The sequence below is a fragment of the Gardnerella leopoldii genome (genome assembly GCF_003293675.1).
GTDB lineage: Bacteria > Actinomycetota > Actinomycetes > Actinomycetales > Bifidobacteriaceae > Bifidobacterium > Bifidobacterium leopoldii.
Map to the genome: position 1 here is coordinate 266,875 of NZ_CP029984.1, position 16,827 is coordinate 283,701.

A 16,827-nucleotide genomic window follows, 5' to 3' on the forward strand; every position below is an offset into this window, starting at 1 on the left:
AAGAATGGAAGAGGTTTGTGATGACTGTTCGCGGTGATATTCGAAATGTGGCAATTGTGGCGCACGTAGACCACGGTAAGACCACTCTGGTAAACGCCATGCTTCAGCAGTCGCACGTATTTTCTGAGCGTGAAGAAGTTCCAGATCGCGTTATGGATTCCAATGATTTGGAACGCGAGAAGGGCATTACTATTCTTGCTAAAAACACTGCTGTTCAGTACACAGGTCCATTAGCTGAAAAGTATGGTCATCCAGAAGGTATCACTATTAACGTTATTGATACTCCAGGTCACGCTGATTTCGGTGGTGAGGTCGAGCGTGGTATCTCTATGGTTGACGGCGTTGTTTTGTTGGTTGACGCTTCTGAAGGTCCTCTTCCACAGACTCGCTTTGTGCTTCGTAAAGCTTTGGAAGCTAAGCTTCCTGTTATTTTGTGCGTAAATAAGGTAGATCGTCCAGATGCTCGTATTGAAGAAGTTGTTGGCGAATCTACAGATTTGCTTCTTGGCTTGGCTCAGGATGTTGTTGAGGAAGGTATTGACCTCGATCTCGACGCTTTGCTTGATTTGCCAGTAATTTATTGCGCTGCTAAAGCTGGTTATGCTTCTGTTAATCAGCCTGCGAATGGTGCTCTTCCGGATAACGATAATTTGGAGCCATTGTTTGATTCTATTATTTCAAACATTCCAGCTCCTGAATACGAAGAAGGCGCTCCTCTTCAAGCTCATGTTGCAAACATTGATTCCTCTGACTTCTTGGGTCGTCTTGGTTTAGTGCGAATTTACAATGGTACTTTGGAAAAGGGCAAGACTTACGGTCTTTCTCGTGTCGATGGTTCCATTGAAAACTTCCGTGTTTCTGAGCTTCTTCGCACTCAAGGTTTGGAGCGCACTCCTGTAGCTTCTGCAGGTCCTGGCGATATTGTGGCTGTTGCTGGCGTAAACGACATTATGATTGGTGAAACTATCGTTGACCAGAATGATCCAAAGCCGCTTCCATTGATTCATGTCGACGATCCTGCAATTTCTATGACTTTCGGCGTGAACGATTCTCCTCTTGCTGGAACTGAAGGCAAAGATCATAAGCTTACTGCTCGTATGATTAAGGATCGTTTGGATCGCGAGCTTATTGGTAACGTTTCTATTAAGGTTATTCCAACTGAGCGCCCAGATGCTTGGGAAGTTCAAGGTCGTGGCGAGCTTGCTTTGGCTGTGTTAGCTGAGCAAATGCGTCGCGAGGGCTACGAGCTTACAGTTGGTCGTCCTCAGGTCGTTACCAAGACTATTGATGGTCAAATTAATGAGCCTATGGAAAGCACTACGATTGATGTCCCAGAAGAATACATGGGTACCGTCACTCAGCTTATGGCTGATCGTAAGGGTCGTATGGATTCTATGAGCAACCACGGTTCTGGTTGGGTTCGTTTGCAATTTACTGTTCCTTCTCGCGGTCTTATCGGTTTCCGCACTGCCTTGCTTTCTGCTACTCGCGGAACTGGTATTGCAAGCTCTATTTCCGCTGGTTATGCTCCATGGGCTGGTCAGATTGTGACTCGTCAGAATGGTTCCATGGTTTGCGATCGCAAGGGTGTTGCAACTCCTTATGCTATGCAGCGTTTGCAAGCTCGTGGTATCTTCTTCGTTGATCCACAAAGCCCAGTTTACGAAGGACAAATCGTTGGTATTAACAATAAACCAGATGAGCTGGATGTAAATATTACGCTTGCTAAGCACATGACTAACATGCGTTCTTCAACTGCTGACGTGCTTGAAACTTTAACTCCACCAATTAAGATGAGCTTGGAAGAGTCTCTTGACTTCGCTAACGAAGACGAGTGCGTGGAAGTTACGCCTGAAGCAATTCGCGTGCGCAAGATTATTTTGAGCCGCGATGAGTGGTACAAGTGGCGTGCTAAGCAGCGTCGTCAAAACAACAACGCTGCATGATAATCGCAATATACCAATTAGTGATGGAACGTTAGGCTTATTATGTCGTCGAAACCGTGGTCGCATCGCTTGCCTTCGTGGGGCAGGTATGCGACCACGTCTGTTTCTGCGCTAATATGCGCGTTGATTGGTACGTTTGCTCATCGCTGCGGTGCAGTGGATAATATTCCTTACGGATTTGCATTATCTATGCTTTTGCTATTTTTGTCTGCTTGGTGTGCAAGATCTCGTAGTGGTTGGAGTGGATTATTTATTCACGCAATAGTTTTTTCATTTGTAGCTTGGCTTATTGCTTTAGATTTTGTTGGTAGCGCAATTCTTGTACCTGTTGGTTTCACAATACCGTTGCCATGGTGTTCGCAATATGTTGGATATTTTTGGCTTTTCGGCATTCTTGTTGCTCACTTAGTTTTGCTTTGTATGCCTCAGCGTTGGTTTGTTATTGAATAGTAAAATAAGTAAAGAATTTGCAATAATCTAAGCGTGACTTAGAGCTGAGTTTTGCATAAAAGCAGTATTAAGCAGTATTTTTTACAGTAGTCTTGATTACAATATTCTTAACTGCAACAGTTTTTAAGGAATAGTCATGAATGGTAATAAGAACAGTCAGAGTGCTCGTAAATTATGCTATTTAGGGCCGGAAGGTTCTTTTACTCATCATGCATCTTTAAAAGTTCAAGAACAATGTCAATCATTTGATAATTTGCGACTTATTCCAACTGCTTGCGAGAATGTTCTTAGTATTGCTAGTGAAATTGAAGAGCATCACCATTGGGGTGTTATTGCGTGGGAAAACAATATTGAAGGCGTTGTAATACCTAATTTAGATTTACTCATTGATGCAAAGAATATGGTTGGTATTGCTCGAATAGGCGTTGATATTAGTTTTGATGCTGTTGTTTGCAAATCAGATTCAATCGATAATTGCTCTACTATTGTTGCTCACCCTCACGCGTTGGCGCAATGTCGTAAGTTTTCTCAAGAGCGCGGTTTACAAGAAAAAACTGCGTCTTCAAATGCTGCTGCTTGTAGGGATTTAGTTCCTGGCGAAGTTGCTTTATGTCCTAAAATTTGTGCTGATTTATACAATAGGCAGATTGTGAGCGAAGCAGTTGAAGATTTTTCTGGCGCGCGCACTGAATTTTTAGTGTTAGCTCCTCGAGATCAGGCTTTAGATTTTGTTAATGTGCAGCGAGAAAATTTTTCATCTTTTTCATCAATTATTGCGTTTATTCCGCGTTCTACAGGTGCTGGAGTGTTAGCAAATTTGCTTGATGTTGTGCGAGATCATGGCCTTAATATGACTTCCTTTATGTCTAGACCAATTAAAGGGCAGGATGGTTTATACAGTTTTATTGCAACTGTTGATGCTGCTCCTTGGGATTCTACGTGTAAAGCTATGATTCAAGAGGTTGTTGAACATGGTGATTGGGTTCGAGTTTTAGCAGTGTATTCTTCTGATAAACGCAAGAATCCGGTGATGAATGATTGGATGCTACCTCATGGTGGAGTGTGCGTTGAACCTTCAGTTGATGCTTTACGTAATTTGAACGTAATGCGTGCAGAAAGAGAATTATTATGGTAGAAGATGCTGAATTTTCGCAAAAATTTTCTGTTGGCATTGTAGGTCTTGGTCTTATTGGTGGATCTCTTGCAAAACGACTTGCTAAACTGGCAAATTGCAACGTATATGCATGGAATCGTCATAATGAGCCTTATGACGAAGCTAAAAGTTTAGGAATTACTTGCGTAGAAAAAGTGCAGGATTTAGCAAAACTTCGTCCAAATGTTTTGATTTTATGCAATGCTTTAGCTGCTATGCCAAGTATTTTGCATGAAATTGCACCTTATATTGACAAATCTTGCACAACTATTAGCGATGTCGGCAGCGTAAAAACTTTAGTTCGAGAGCAAGTAAAAGACGCAGGTTTGCAAGATTGTTACGTTGGTGCGCATCCGATGGCTGGTAGTGAATTTACTGGTTGGAAAGCTTCTAGTGATGAGCTTTTAAATGGTGCTTTGTGGGCTTTAACTGTTGATGATTCTACTGAGTTTTGGCGAGTTTGCAATGTTTTGCAAATGATTGTTTCTCTATGCAAGAATCGCGCAATAGTTTTGGATGATGCAGCGCACGATAATTCTGCAGCTCTTATTTCTCACATGCCTCATGTTGTTGCAACAGCTCTTGCAAACGTATTATGTGAACAATCTAATCGTGCTATTGCTTTACAACTATCTGCAGGTTCCTGGCGAGATATGACACGAGTTGCTCTTACTGATCCTCAACGCACTCGTGCTATGGTAAGTGAAAATCGGCATAATACTGCGAAATTATTGCGTTCCGTAATTTCTGAGCTAACTTTTGCTGCAAATATGTTAGATAATGATATTGAAACCGCGGATGCTTTAGAGCAAGAGTTTTTTGCTAAAGCTCAATCTTGGAGAGAATATAAATACCAGCAGCGCAACTCATCTAAAACTAGTACGCAACAAAGCGACGATGCTAAGCAAAATGATGATGCAAATAGCAGATTGTGGAAGTATGATTCTCAAATCAATTGGCAGCAGGAATTACTAGAATCCGCGCGCTCAGGTGAATCCATTATTGAATTTTACGGATTTAATACCAACGAATCTTCGCAACTGCTATTGCGCTCAGATGCTTCCTTGAGAAATGTGTAAAACTTGCTTCTCATCAGACAATTCTACACACTAAGCGGTTTTTGAAATTTGCGTTCTGGGATTGGTTTTAATCGGTAAATAGTTTTGGCGTCAATGAACATTTCTTCGGCAGCTCTAGTGCCGTTTGCTGCAGGATCTCGAAGTAAATGAAGCATTACCCCGTCCCACTCGAGTACGTGCCCAATCGCATCATGATACTCGATTTTTTGTGTTCCATCGTTATTGTTTTCTATAATTTTGTAAGTTCTTACTACTATGCGCGAGCCTGCAGGTATTTGCTTCGGTAGTGTAGTTAAATTCCGTGTTTGTGTGTTCATAACATGCTCCTTGTTGTATTATGCATGTGACTGAAGTATATGGCAAACGTTTTGTTTTAAACTTTTATGGAAGGGTGAGTTAAGCATGAGCAACAATAAATTTGTTTCTGAAAATTTCTTAGGTTTACCTTCTAAATATATGAGTTTAATAGATGATTATATTGATTATGTTCGTGCTAATAAAGGCTTGGGTGAACGCACGCAGAAAGCTTATGCCAGTGATATTTTGCAATGTTTAGCATGGTGTAATCGGCACGGATTTAATAATATTTCAGAGCTTACTACGGATGATTTGCGTTCGTGGATGGCTGATGAGTCGCGAAGTCATGCGCGTTCAAGTTTGGCTCGCAAAGTAGTCGCGGTGCGTGGTTTTTTTGCGTGGTGTCAGCATGTTGAATACATAAGTAGTAATCCTGCAGAAATTTTAATGACGCCAAAAATTAAAAACATGCTACCATCTGTTTTGGATGAATATCAAGCAGAATCATTAATGAATAATGTTGATTCTAAAGCTAATGTTTCATCTTCGTGTACCAAAAATCAGAAAGCTGTAGGACTTCGCAATGCTGCAATTCTGGAGCTTTTATATGCGACTGGTATTCGTGTTGGTGAGCTTACTAGTTTAAATATTCAGGATATTAATTTTTCCTCGCACACTATAAAAGTTACTGGTAAGGGAAATAAGCAGCGTGTTGTGCCTTTTGGGGTTCCTGCTTATAAAGCTTTATCTGCTTGGATTTCTAAAGATGGACGAGAAATTTTATTGCGGAATTCTGTTGAAGAGGCAGTATTTCTTGGTACTCGCGGAAAGCGTATCGATCAGCGTTTGGTAAGGCGGATTGTGCATGATGAGGCTAAGAGTGCGCATGTTCCGGATATTTCTCCTCATGCTTTGCGGCATAGTGCTGCGACGCATATGTTGAATGGTGGAGCAGATTTACGCGAAGTGCAGGAATTATTGGGTCATTCATCGCTTAATACTACTCAGCGTTACACTCATGTTTCTATTGAATCTTTAAAACGTAAGTATTCTCAAGCTTTTCCGCGTGCATGATATTAAATGTTTTAAGTATTCAATTATTCATATTTAACATGTTTTTTACATAATAAATATGTTAATTTACATTTTTGTAATATACATATACCTGTAAAAAACAATAAATTTTACTATATAAATAATAAAATTTTCGGTATTTATAATTAAATCTAGACTTAAATAATTAATTATTACTAATATACAATATTTTTTTCAATTTTCTTTTACTATTGCATTGTTTGTAAAAATACGTATCATTGAATTTTAATCAACGAAGAGGCCTCGTCATTGGCTTGCGAGAATCCATCTGGCAATAAAAACCGGATGGATTTTTATGTTTTAGCTGATGCTTGGCTTTTTTGTGATATGACAATCCTGCCTACCAGACGTTAGGAGAAAATATATGAAGAATAGGGCTTTGGCTTTCGCTGCTGCTGCCTGCTCGCTGGCAATGTTACTTGGTGGCTGTGGCTCTTCCGCTAAGAATGCACAAACAAACGGTGGCAAGGTTATTATTACCGTTTCAAACTCTGAGCCACAAAACGAATTAGTCCCTGGAAACATTAACGAAAATGCTGGCGCTCGTCCTGCCATGTTGGTTAATTCCACGTTGGTAACTTTCGATGAAAAGGGTAATCCTGTAAATGAGGATGCTGAAAGCATCACTCCAAATGCTGATGCTACCCAGTACACCGTGAAGGTTAAGAAAGGAAAGAAGTTCAGCGATGGCACTCCTATTACAGCCGAAAGCTTTGTGAAGGCTTGGAGCTTCGTTGCTAACGCTAAGAATGCTCAGAAGTGTGCTTCCTTCTTCCAAACCATTAAGGGTTATGCTGATTTGCAGAAGGATGGTACTAAGGGTGACGAACAGCTTTCTGGTTTGAAGGTTGTTGATGAAAATACTTTTACCGTTGATCTGGAACAGCCAGATTCTGTATTCCCAATTAAGGTTGGCTACTTGGCATTTGCTCCACTTCCGGAATCCTTCTACAAGGATCCAAAGGCTTATGGCGAAAAGCCTGTTTCTTCTGGTCCATACTTGTTCAAGTCTTGGGATCACAACAAGCAGATCGAAGTTGTAAAGAATCCTGATTACAATGGTCCGCGCAAAGCTCAGAATGATGGCGTAACCTTCAAGGTTTATACAGATGGTAACGCTGCATACCGCGATGTGCAGGCTGGAAACCTCGATATGACTGATAATATTCCAGATACCCAAACTAAGACTTTCCAGAAGGATACAACTGTTAAGGCTTACAACCGTCCAGGTTCTGTAATCCAGCAGTTCACTATTCCTTCAAGCCTCCCACACTTCGATGTAAAGACTGAAGAAGGTAAGCTTCGTCGTCAAGCTATTTCTATGGCTATAGATCGTAAGGTGATTATCGACAAGATTCTCAATGGCACTGCTTCTCCTGCAAACGAATTTACTTCTCCATTGACTCCAGGCTATAAGGCTGATCTTAAGGGTCACGAGAACGTAGAATTTAATGCAAAGAAAGCTAAGGAACTTTGGGCTAAAGCAGATAAGATTTCTAAGTATGATGGATCTCTTACTTTCTCCTACAATGCCGATGGAAATGCAAAGTCTGTGTTTGATGCTGTTGTGAATTCCCTCAAGAATAATCTCGGAATCAAGGCTGAAACCACCCCAATTCCTACATTCCAGGAATTCCGTAATGCTTGCGCTAAGCGTCAGATTAAGGGTGCATGGCGTGCAGGTTGGATGCCAGATTATCCAAGTGCAGAAAATTACTTGACTCAGGAATTTGCTTCCGTTGCAGCTGATGGCAATGGCTCTAACGAAGGTGATTATAAGAATCCAAAGTTCGACGATTTACTTAAGAAAGCTGCATCTTCTAAGCCAGAAGAGGCTATTAAGCTCTATCAGCAAGCAAACGAAATCCTTCTTGAGGATCTTCCATCTGTCCCATTGTTCTACTCGAACGCTAAGGCTGTGATGGTTCCAACTTTGAAGGGCTTCACAATGGATTGGCAGAATATGCCGCTGTACTATCAGCTTCACAAATAAGCTGGTAGCTAATTAAGAAAACAGCATAGTGTTACATACTTTTTAGAAAGTTAGTAAGTAACACTAGTTGGTTCCTCTCAATAATTTGATATCGCTTATTGCGAAATTGCTGCTCCAGCTAAACTAGTTAAATAAAACTATTGAGCTGGAGCGGCACTTTGTTGTTTTTTGAGTAAGTTTTAACAATTCAAGGAGAATTCGATGGGTAAGTACATTCTGCGTCGTATTTTGCAGATGATTCCTGTTGTTCTCGGCACAACATTATTAGTTTATGCTTTAGTATTTGCTTTGCCTGGAGATCCAGTAAAAGCAATGTTTGGAGAAAAACCTGTTAATCCTGCAGTGGCTGCACAAATACGAGCCGAGTATAACTTAGATAAACCATTTATTATTCAATATTTACTATTCTTAAAGAATGCTCTTACCCTCGATTTTGGTCATACTTTTGCAGGTCAACCAGTTATCGATGAAATTGGTCGTGCATTCCCAGTTACTGTTCAACTAGCAATTATGGCATTCGCTTTCGAAGCAATATTTGGTGTCATATTTGGCATAATTTCAGGTTTGAAGAAAGGCAAGTGGTATGACAGTGTGATCCTGGTTGTATCACTTCTTCTTATTTCTGTTCCAACATTTGTGACAGGTTTCGTAGGACAATACTTATTTGGTGTTAAATGGCGTATATTACCAGTTACAGCTAGTAACGATCCTGGATTCTTCGATTTGCTTCTTCCTGCAATGGTTCTTGGTTCTGTGTCTATGGCGTACATCATTCGACTTACAAGATCTGAAATCTCTTCAAATATTTCGCTTGATTATGTGCGTACAGCTCGTGCAAAGGGCTTAAAAGAAGGCTCTGTTATTGTTCGCCACGTTTTGCGCAACTCGCTTATACCTGTCGTCACCTTCTTAGGCCAGGATTTGGGTGCTCTTATGGGCGGTGCAATGATTTCGGAAACAATCTTCAACATTCATGGCGTTGGATTCCTCACATATCAAGGGATTCTAAAGGGAGAAGAAAACCTTGTTGTTTCCATTGTCACGCTTTTGACATTGATATTTGTATTTAGCAATTTTCTTGTTGATATGTTGTACGCGGCTCTTGATCCGCGCATTCGTTACGCGTGAGGGGAGTACACTATGGAAGATAATTTGATGAAAAATGATTTGATTGCAAATAATGCTTCAAATTGCAATATATTACCGGGGCAAGAACGCTACGTTGCACCATTAGACGATACGCCTATTCAAGAAGTGGATTCCGTAGACGAATCCGCTGCTGCAACGAGTATGTGGGCAGATACCTGGAGAACTTTGCGCAGGAATCCATTGTTTATTGTTTCTGCAGTTTTGATTATTGCAATTATTTTTGTTGCATTCTTCCCAAGCATTCTTACAAAGCACAATCCTAATTATTGCGTTTTGGAACACTCTCTTGAGCCAGCTTCAGCCGCGCATCCATTTGGTTTTGATATGCAAGGTTGCGATATTTATGCTCGAGTTGTTTATGGTACTCGTACATCACTAAGTGTTGGTTTGCTTGCAACTATTTTGGTTGTACTTGTTGGTTCTTTAATTGGTGCGTTAGCAGGATTCTTCGGAGGCTGGGTTGATACTATTCTCAGCCGAATAACTGATATCTTCTTGGCTTTACCAATGCTTCTTGGTGCAATCGTAGTTTTACAAATGTTCCGTACATCTAAATCAATTTGGAAAATTGTGCTTGTTATGGTGCTTTTTGGATGGGTTAGCGTTGCTCGTATTGCACGAAGCGCTGTTATGGAATCAAAAAATCTTGAATTCAATACCGCATCTACTGCTTTAGGATCTACTCCAATACGTAATCTTTTCAAACACATTATCCCGAACTCTTTGGCTCCAATCATTGTTGTTGGAACAACTTCGCTTGGAACTTATATTGTGTTGGAAGCAACATTAAGCTTCCTTGGAATTGGTTTACCAAGTACTACTGTCAGCTGGGGTGGAGATATTTCTACCGCTAGAAATGTTCTTACTACGAACCCAGAAGTCTTGTTCTATCCGTCTATTGCACTCGCAATTACTGTGCTCGCCTTTATTATGATGGGTGATGCTGTAAAGGATGCATTAGATCCGAAGAGCCGTAAGGCGTGAATTTAGCGTGGAGGAATAAAACTTATGAATACAACACGTAAAGATATAGACATTCGCGCCATGCAGCTAGAGCAAGGGCCATTGTTGGAAGTAAAAAATCTCCAGGTTGATTTCACAACAGACTCAAAAAAAGCTGTTCATGCTGTTAGAGATGCTAGCTTCTGTGTTTATCCTGGTCAGTGGGTTGCAATTGTAGGTGAATCTGGTTCAGGAAAGTCCACTTCTGCAATGGCTGTTCTTGGTCTTCTTCCTGGAACCGGTCATGTTACAGGTGGATCTATTAAGCTCAAGGGTAAAGAAATTAGCAGTTTGAAGCCAAAAGAGATTGCTGCTTTGCGTGGTACTGCAATGGGTCTAGTTCCGCAGGATCCTATGAGCAACTTGAACCCCGTGTGGCGTATTGGCGAACAAGTTAAAGAAGCATTAATCGCAAATGGTGTTGACGTTGATCACGAGAAGCGCTCTTCATTAGCTGAGGCTCTTGCAGGCGATTCTGTTCAAGTCAAAAGCAATGAGGATGAAACATTCCTTGGCTCTAAAGAATTACCAGATTTGATTGAAGTCGCTAAGAAAGCTTTGAAAGAAGTTGGACTTGATGAGCATAACGATGCTGAAAAGTTCAATGAAGCTATTGATTACTACAAGAAAGAGTGGGTTCCAGGCTCTGAAACTCGTTGGCGCGTAGCAGACGATTTAATCAAATATGGTGTGAATGACGACAAAGCTTGGGAAATCGCCAAAAAGTATGTTGTAGGTGCAAGCGTTGAAGATCGTATTGCTGGTTTGCTTGACGAAGCTGGTTTGCCAGATGCTGCAACTCGTGCACGTCAGTTCCCACATGAGTTTTCCGGCGGTATGCGTCAGCGCGCTTTGATTGCCATTGGTTTGGCTTGCCGACCGGACTTGCTTATTGCAGATGAGCCAACTTCCGCTTTGGATGTTACTGTGCAAAAGCGTATTCTTGACCATTTGCATACACTAACTGATTCGCTCGGAACTTCTGTTCTCTTCATTACACACGATTTAGGCTTGGCTGCCTCTCGCGCGCAGCATGTTGTTGTTATGTATAAGGGTCGTGTTGTTGAATCTGGCCCATCGTTGGAAGTTTTGCAGCATCCTCAGCATCCGTATACAAAGAGACTTGTTGCTGCCGCTCCAAGCTTAGCTTCTCAGCGCATTATTTCTGTTAAAGAACACGGTGGTAATGCTGATAACTTGCTTGAGCATCACGTAGTAGGTGAGCAAACTCTCGAAAAAAGTGAGCATATTATTACTGTGGATCACTTAACTCGTGAGTTTAAGCTTCCTCGCAAGAAAGAGCTTTTTAAGGCTGTTGACGACGTTTCATTCTCTATTAAGCGTGGTACGACGTTAGCTATCGTTGGTGAATCTGGTTCAGGTAAATCTACCGTTGCGAATATGGTTTTGCGACTTCTTAAGCCAACAAGTGGAACTGTTACTTACGAAGGTAAGAATATTTCCGATTTAAAGGGTGCGGATTTGCTTGACTTCCGTCGCCATGTGCAGCCAGTTTTCCAGAATCCGTATGGTTCTTTGGATCCTATGTACTCAATTTATCGTTCAATTGAAGAACCTCTACGTATTCATAAGATTGGTGATAAAAAGAGTCGTAAAAACCGTGTGGTAGAGCTTCTAGACATGGTTCGTATGCCTGCTTCAGTTATGACTCGATTCCCGAACGAACTTTCTGGAGGACAGCGTCAACGAATTGCAATTGCTCGTGCTATGGCTTTGGATCCAGATGTTATAGTTTGCGATGAAGCTGTATCTGCTTTGGATGTGCTTGTGCAAGATCAGGTTTTGCACTTGCTTAACGATTTGCAGGCAGAGCGTGGTTTGAGCTATTTGTTCATCACACACGATTTGGCTGTCGTTCGTCAGATTGCAGACGAAGTTGTTGTTATGCAGCATGGAAAGCTTGTTGAGCATGCAACTACAGATGAGGTATTCGATCATCCACAGATGGAATACACTCGCGATTTGCTCGATGCAATTCCAGGAGGAAATTTGGAGCTTGGTTTAGACTAAATAGTACAAGCTGATGAAAAGGTGCAGGTTTTATAGAATCTGCACCTTTTTATTTTTCTATTAATTCCGTGTTTATTGGTTGAGTAATCCATAACTTGTAATCTGTGTTGGTTGTGTGATTTATGTCCGTTGTTTAGTGATGGAGCTGTTTGTGTTGTGCGCATATTAGAGTTGATTACATGATTACAATTACGACTTCGAATTTAAACGGTATTCGTGCAGCTGAGCGCAAAGGTATGCTTAACTGGTCTGACGCACATACTCCAGACGTGTGGTGTATGCAAGAAGTGCGCGCTCCGCAGGATGCAATCGACCCAATTATGACAAAAATTGAAATGGGATATCGTGCGTCTGAAAATATCGCAAATCCTATAGAAAACGATAATTTTACTTATACGAATGAAGTTTGCCGTGTAAAAGGTCGAGCTGGAGTAGCTCTAGTTACGTCTCTTCCTGTAGTAAACAAACGCTACGGTTTGCCTGGCTTAAGCGAGGATGTTGATTCTGGGCGATGGGTTGAAACTGACGTGCGTACTCCTGACGGCTATGAAATCACTATTGCTTCTGTGTATGTTCATGCTGGAAATGTGGACGATCCGCAAAAAATGAAACAAAAATTCCGCTTTTTAGACACAATGCTTACTCGTTTAGGGGAGCTTCGAGATGCAGCAGCAAGTGGCGGAAATCAAGCGATTTTGTGCGGTGACTTTAATATTGCGCATACTTCACTTGATATTAAAAACGCTAAAGCTAATGAAAAAAGTGCAGGATTCTTGCCAGAGGAACGTGCGTATATTGATCGCTGGATTAACGAATATGAATTTGTGGACGTTATGCGCATGCTTGCAGGAGATATTCAAGGACCATACACTTGGTGGAGCCAGCGCGGTAAAGCTTTCGACAATAACGTTGGTTGGAGATTAGACTACCAGTTCGCAACTCCTGAAATTGCGGAAAGCGCTCGCGGATTTGTGATCGATCGTGCTGAAAGCTATGATGCGCGATGGTCTGATCATGCGCCGTTAAGTATAAAGTATGACGTGTGATGCGTAAGTATTAATTTGTATAATGTGAAATAACTAAGTAATCGCATGTGTATATGAATGTACTATATACGCAAATTTTTCAGTGCTTTGCTTGTGCTATTCTGGTGAAGTTAGGCAATTTACAATAATAAGTAATAAATATATTTTTGTAGATTTGTTGTTTTAAGAAATGAGGAATAATGGGTTGGTTATTTGGCCGACATGAAGAAGAAAAATCTTCAAAAGTTGAAGACAAAATCGTAGAGGTAAAAACTGGTCCATGGGATTTCAATGATGAAGATGCTCCTGATTTTAGCGATTATCTAGATTTTGGTTCAATCTATATTCCATACTTTCAAGGCATTGAGTTGCGAGTAAAAAAGCAGCATGAAACATCGCAAGTTCTTGGTATGACAGTAACTTATGGTTCTTCAAGCGTAGAAGTTGAAGCTTTTGCTGCGCCTAAAACATCTGGTATTTGGCTAGAAGTGTGCAAAGATTTGCTTGATGGTAATAGTCAAGCGTGTACAGTACAAGGCGAATTTGGTACTGAGCTGCTGTTACCTGTAAAAGTTGGAGAAAAAACCATTACAACGCGTATTGTTGGCGTTGATGGTCCTAGGTGGATGCTTCGCGGAGTATTCTCTGGGCCTGCAGCAACAGAGCTTGCAGATAATAATAACGAAACAAAACAATTAGATGAATGGTTTAAGGGGATTGTTGTAAATCGTGGTGAAGAGCCGCTTGCGCCTCGCGATTTTATTCCTATGCATGATCCAATAACTAGAGAAGAAAAAGAAGCTGCTTTAAATGCAGAAAATAGCGGTAAAGATGGGGAAAATAATACGTCTGATGAAGATGCTAATAATGCACTAAAAAAAGACGATAAACCATTAGGTTACGACCAACAAGTAGAAGTAAAAACTACGCTTACACGCGGTCCAATGTTTGCTGAAATTAGATAATGCAAGTAGTAGAAAGTTAATTGAATGGATTCACAAGAATCTTTACAGAAATCCGAAGAAGAGTTTTCTTCGCAAGAGTTTTCAAATGAAGTAAAACTCAACGATTCTGCGCAAACCAACGATTCTGCGCGAACCAAAAAACGCTCAGGACTAGCGACATTGGCTTCAATCGGAGCCGAAGGGTCTACATTTTCTGTAATTGATTCAATGGGTGGCGTTCGAGGCGTAATCGAATCCATGCTGCCCGGCTTGCTGTTTGTTATTTGCTTTGTTGTAACACGAAATGTGCAAACAACGGTTATTGTGTCAGCTGTGATTGCTGTTTTGCAAGTTGTGATTCGTCTTATTCAGAGGCAATCGCTTATGGGAGCAATTAGTGGACTTATTTCCATTGGAATCTGCCTTGTTTGGGTGTGGACGAGTCACCAAGCGCGCGACTACTATATGATGGGCTTTATTACGAACGCTGTTTATGGTGCGCTTCTTGCTATTTCGCTGATTGTGCGCGTGCCTGCTTTAGGGCTTGTGATTGAGTCAATTCGCAAAATGCCTACAGAAAACTTTGGTGCGTGGCTTCACGAATGGCTCGATTATAAGCCGCTTAAGCGAGCGTATATGTATGTGACAGGATTGTGGATTGCTGTTTTTGTGCTGAGGCTCGTTTTGCAAGTGCCATTATATTTGACGAATCACGTTGTGTGGCTTGGTACCGTTCGCTTGATTATGGGATTGCCGTTCTGGGCGCTCGCAATTTGGGTTTCTTACTTGATTATTGCAACGCCGTTTATGCGTCTACATCATAAAAATCGTGAAGAGAAGCATAGCGAAGAAAATCAGCTTAACTAAAATCGGCTTAACAAAACGCAAAACTAAGGGGTAGTTTATGCAAGTGACGATGCGAATCGAGCGATATGCGGATCAAGGCAGATGTGTAGGTCATCTTGACGGACGCGTTGTATTCGTGCGATTTGCGCTACCTGGTGAGCTGGTTGTTGTGCGCATGGATGAGCCGATGCGTGCAAAAGCGCACTTTTTTACTGGCGAAGTTGTGGAAGTTTTGGAGCCTAGCGCGGATCGTGTAGAGCCGCAATGGAAACTCGCTGGTCCTTTGGCTCAGGGTGGTGGAGTTGGAGGAGCGGATTTAATTCACGTTTCTTTGCCTGGGCAGATTCGTTGGAAGGCTTCCGTAATTGCTAATCAATTCCAGCGTTTAGCGCATATGGATGTTGTGGAAAGCGATGTTAACGTTGAGCGCATGCCGGGGGATGAGGAGCTTAACGGATTTAATTGGCGTACGCGCATGGAGTTGGTTGCGGATGATGAAGGGCGATTGTCTATGCGAAAGCGCGAGTCGCATGATCGCATTGCGATTGATACTATGCCACTTGCGTCGCGCGCGGTTTTAGCAGTTGCGGATTCTTTGGATTTGTGGAATCGCAAATTTGAGCCAAATTCGCAAATTCGCCTTGCTGTTCCAGAGCCTCGAGTTGATGGTTTGGATTTTGGTGTTTCTGGTGATAAGTCTGCGCTCCTTAGTGCGATTGGCGAAAATTATGCGCTTATAGTAAATGATGAACTGGTTGCAGGCTCGGCTTTGTTGCGCGAGCGCGTGCGCGTTGCGGTTGATGGTGATTCATCGCGTGCGCGTACTTTTGATTACAATGTTGACGCGCGTGGTTTTTGGCAGATTCATCGCGCAGCTCCAGAACATTTGGTGAACTACGTTTTGGGATTAGTTCGTTCTGCGCTTGGTGGGCGTATTAAGAATACGGTTTTGTGGGATTTGTATTCTGGATCTGGTTTGTTTACGATTCCGCTTGCTACTTTGGCTAATATTGGCGGAGATTCTTCTAGTGCCGTGGGTGCTATTGGTACTACTGGCGCTTTTGGTTCTGCAGAGCCAGCTCGCGTGCTTAGCATTGAGGGTGCGCCGATTGCTGTAAAGAATGCAAGGCGAAACATTGGGCGCGCAGGTCTTGGCAGGGATGTTGTTGAAGCGCTTGAAGGCGATGTTTCGCAAACGCTTGAATCACAGGTGTTTAAGGCGAGTAAGTCATCTAAGATTGTGCGCCGATTTGCGCATCCTGATGTTGTTGTGTTAGATCCTCCGCGCGCTGGCGCTAAAGCTCAAGTTTGTAAGCAGATTGCTAAGTCTGGAGTAAGAAGCGTTGTGTACGTTGCTTGCGATCCGACTAGTCTTGCTCGCGATGTTGGCACGTTTAGAGAGCTTGGCTACAACGTTCAGTCTTTGCGCGCGTTCGACATATATCCCAACACTCACCACGTTGAGAGTGTCGTATTGATGTCAAAGGCTTAATAGGTGGGTGCAAGTTTGCCCTTGTGTAGCAGGGTTTAGCGAGGGCTATTGTTAAAAGGTTTAATGCGAAGCGGCTTCAAGCCGGGTTCTCGCGGTTTTTGAGCGTGTTTTGGCTGTATGAGGGAACATGTCAACGCTCTAGGGTCGAGTGCACAAGATGGATAACGTTAAAAAGTGCACCCACTTTGCACCCAGCTAGAAGTTAGGAAATGTTAATTAAGCACGATTCATGCACAGTATGATGAAATAATAGTTGAATCGTATGCGTCAACAAGGCGCGCAACTTTAGAACAATTTTGATTTGCTTTGGAAAAGAAACGAGTTC

At 42.0% G+C, this 16,827-nt stretch carries 14 protein-coding genes; 13 read left to right on the top strand and 1 reads right to left on the bottom strand.

The features are described 5' to 3' along the window. Positions 1-20: 20 nt before the first annotated feature. The 4 genes from typA (at position 21) to DOD25_RS01225 (ending at position 4,628) form a co-directional block, all read left to right on the top strand. Positions 21-1,946, top strand: coding sequence for a translational GTPase TypA (typA, locus tag DOD25_RS01210; protein ID WP_004105095.1), 1,926 nt, complete (start codon positions 21-23; stop codon positions 1,944-1,946). Positions 1,947-1,988: 42 nt separating this feature from the next. Continuing rightward, entirely contained in the window at positions 1,989-2,396 is a 408-nt protein-coding gene (locus DOD25_RS01215; protein ID WP_064340237.1) for a hypothetical protein, read from the top strand. A 136-nt stretch (positions 2,397-2,532) separates the two neighbouring features. Next, on the top strand, positions 2,533-3,531 hold the full coding sequence (locus DOD25_RS01220) for a prephenate dehydratase domain-containing protein (protein WP_004573916.1): 999 nt from the start codon (positions 2,533-2,535) through the stop codon (positions 3,529-3,531). Next, positions 3,525-4,628 carry a prephenate dehydrogenase gene (locus tag DOD25_RS01225; protein WP_112928546.1) on the top strand — a complete coding sequence of 368 codons (1,104 nt, stop codon included), beginning with the start codon at positions 3,525-3,527 and terminating at the stop codon, positions 4,626-4,628. The genes DOD25_RS01220 and DOD25_RS01225 overlap by 7 nt, the downstream gene beginning before the upstream one ends. Positions 4,629-4,651: 23 nt before the next feature. On the opposite strand, the gene DOD25_RS01230 is transcribed toward DOD25_RS01225, so the two are convergent. After that, the gene (locus tag DOD25_RS01230) at positions 4,652-4,945 is read right to left on the bottom strand and encodes a DUF6725 family protein (RefSeq protein ID WP_112928547.1); all 294 of its coding nucleotides are present in this window, start codon (positions 4,943-4,945) and stop codon (positions 4,652-4,654) included. An 85-nt stretch (positions 4,946-5,030) separates the two neighbouring features. Here DOD25_RS01230 and DOD25_RS01235 point away from each other — a divergent pair, with 85 nt between their 5' ends. The 9 genes from DOD25_RS01235 (at position 5,031) to DOD25_RS01280 (ending at position 16,502) form a co-directional block, all read left to right on the top strand. Beyond that, complete coding sequence (locus DOD25_RS01235; RefSeq protein WP_004573919.1) at positions 5,031-5,999, top strand: tyrosine recombinase XerC; 969 nt, start codon at positions 5,031-5,033, stop codon at positions 5,997-5,999. Positions 6,000-6,384: 385 nt separating this feature from the next. Continuing rightward, on the top strand, positions 6,385-8,013 hold the full coding sequence (locus tag DOD25_RS01245; RefSeq protein ID WP_101885958.1) for a peptide ABC transporter substrate-binding protein: 1,629 nt from the start codon (positions 6,385-6,387) through the stop codon (positions 8,011-8,013). 201 nt (positions 8,014-8,214) lie between these two features. Beyond that, entirely contained in the window at positions 8,215-9,141 is a 927-nt protein-coding gene (locus DOD25_RS01250; protein ID WP_112928548.1) for an ABC transporter permease, read from the top strand. Positions 9,142-9,153: 12 nt separating this feature from the next. Continuing rightward, positions 9,154-10,146 carry an ABC transporter permease gene (locus DOD25_RS01255; RefSeq protein WP_004105075.1) on the top strand — a complete coding sequence of 331 codons (993 nt, stop codon included), beginning with the start codon at positions 9,154-9,156 and terminating at the stop codon, positions 10,144-10,146. Between the two features lie 24 nt (positions 10,147-10,170). Continuing rightward, positions 10,171-12,195: a dipeptide ABC transporter ATP-binding protein gene (locus tag DOD25_RS01260; protein WP_004105069.1), complete on the top strand. Its 2,025-nt coding sequence runs from the start codon at positions 10,171-10,173 to the stop codon at positions 12,193-12,195. A gap of 179 nt (positions 12,196-12,374) precedes the next feature. Next, positions 12,375-13,241, top strand: a complete 867-nt coding sequence (locus DOD25_RS01265) for an exodeoxyribonuclease III (RefSeq protein ID WP_112928549.1) — start codon at positions 12,375-12,377, stop codon at positions 13,239-13,241. A 179-nt stretch (positions 13,242-13,420) separates the two neighbouring features. Further along, entirely contained in the window at positions 13,421-14,185 is a 765-nt protein-coding gene (locus DOD25_RS01270; protein ID WP_004105066.1) for a DUF3710 domain-containing protein, read from the top strand. A 24-nt stretch (positions 14,186-14,209) separates the two neighbouring features. Next, positions 14,210-15,031 (top strand): DUF3159 domain-containing protein, encoded by an 822-nt coding sequence (locus DOD25_RS01275; protein WP_231880196.1) that lies wholly within the window; start codon positions 14,210-14,212, stop codon positions 15,029-15,031. A gap of 37 nt (positions 15,032-15,068) precedes the next feature. Beyond that, positions 15,069-16,502, top strand: coding sequence for a class I SAM-dependent RNA methyltransferase (locus DOD25_RS01280; RefSeq protein ID WP_112928550.1), 1,434 nt, complete (start codon positions 15,069-15,071; stop codon positions 16,500-16,502). The last annotated feature ends 325 nt before the right edge of the window (positions 16,503-16,827 follow it).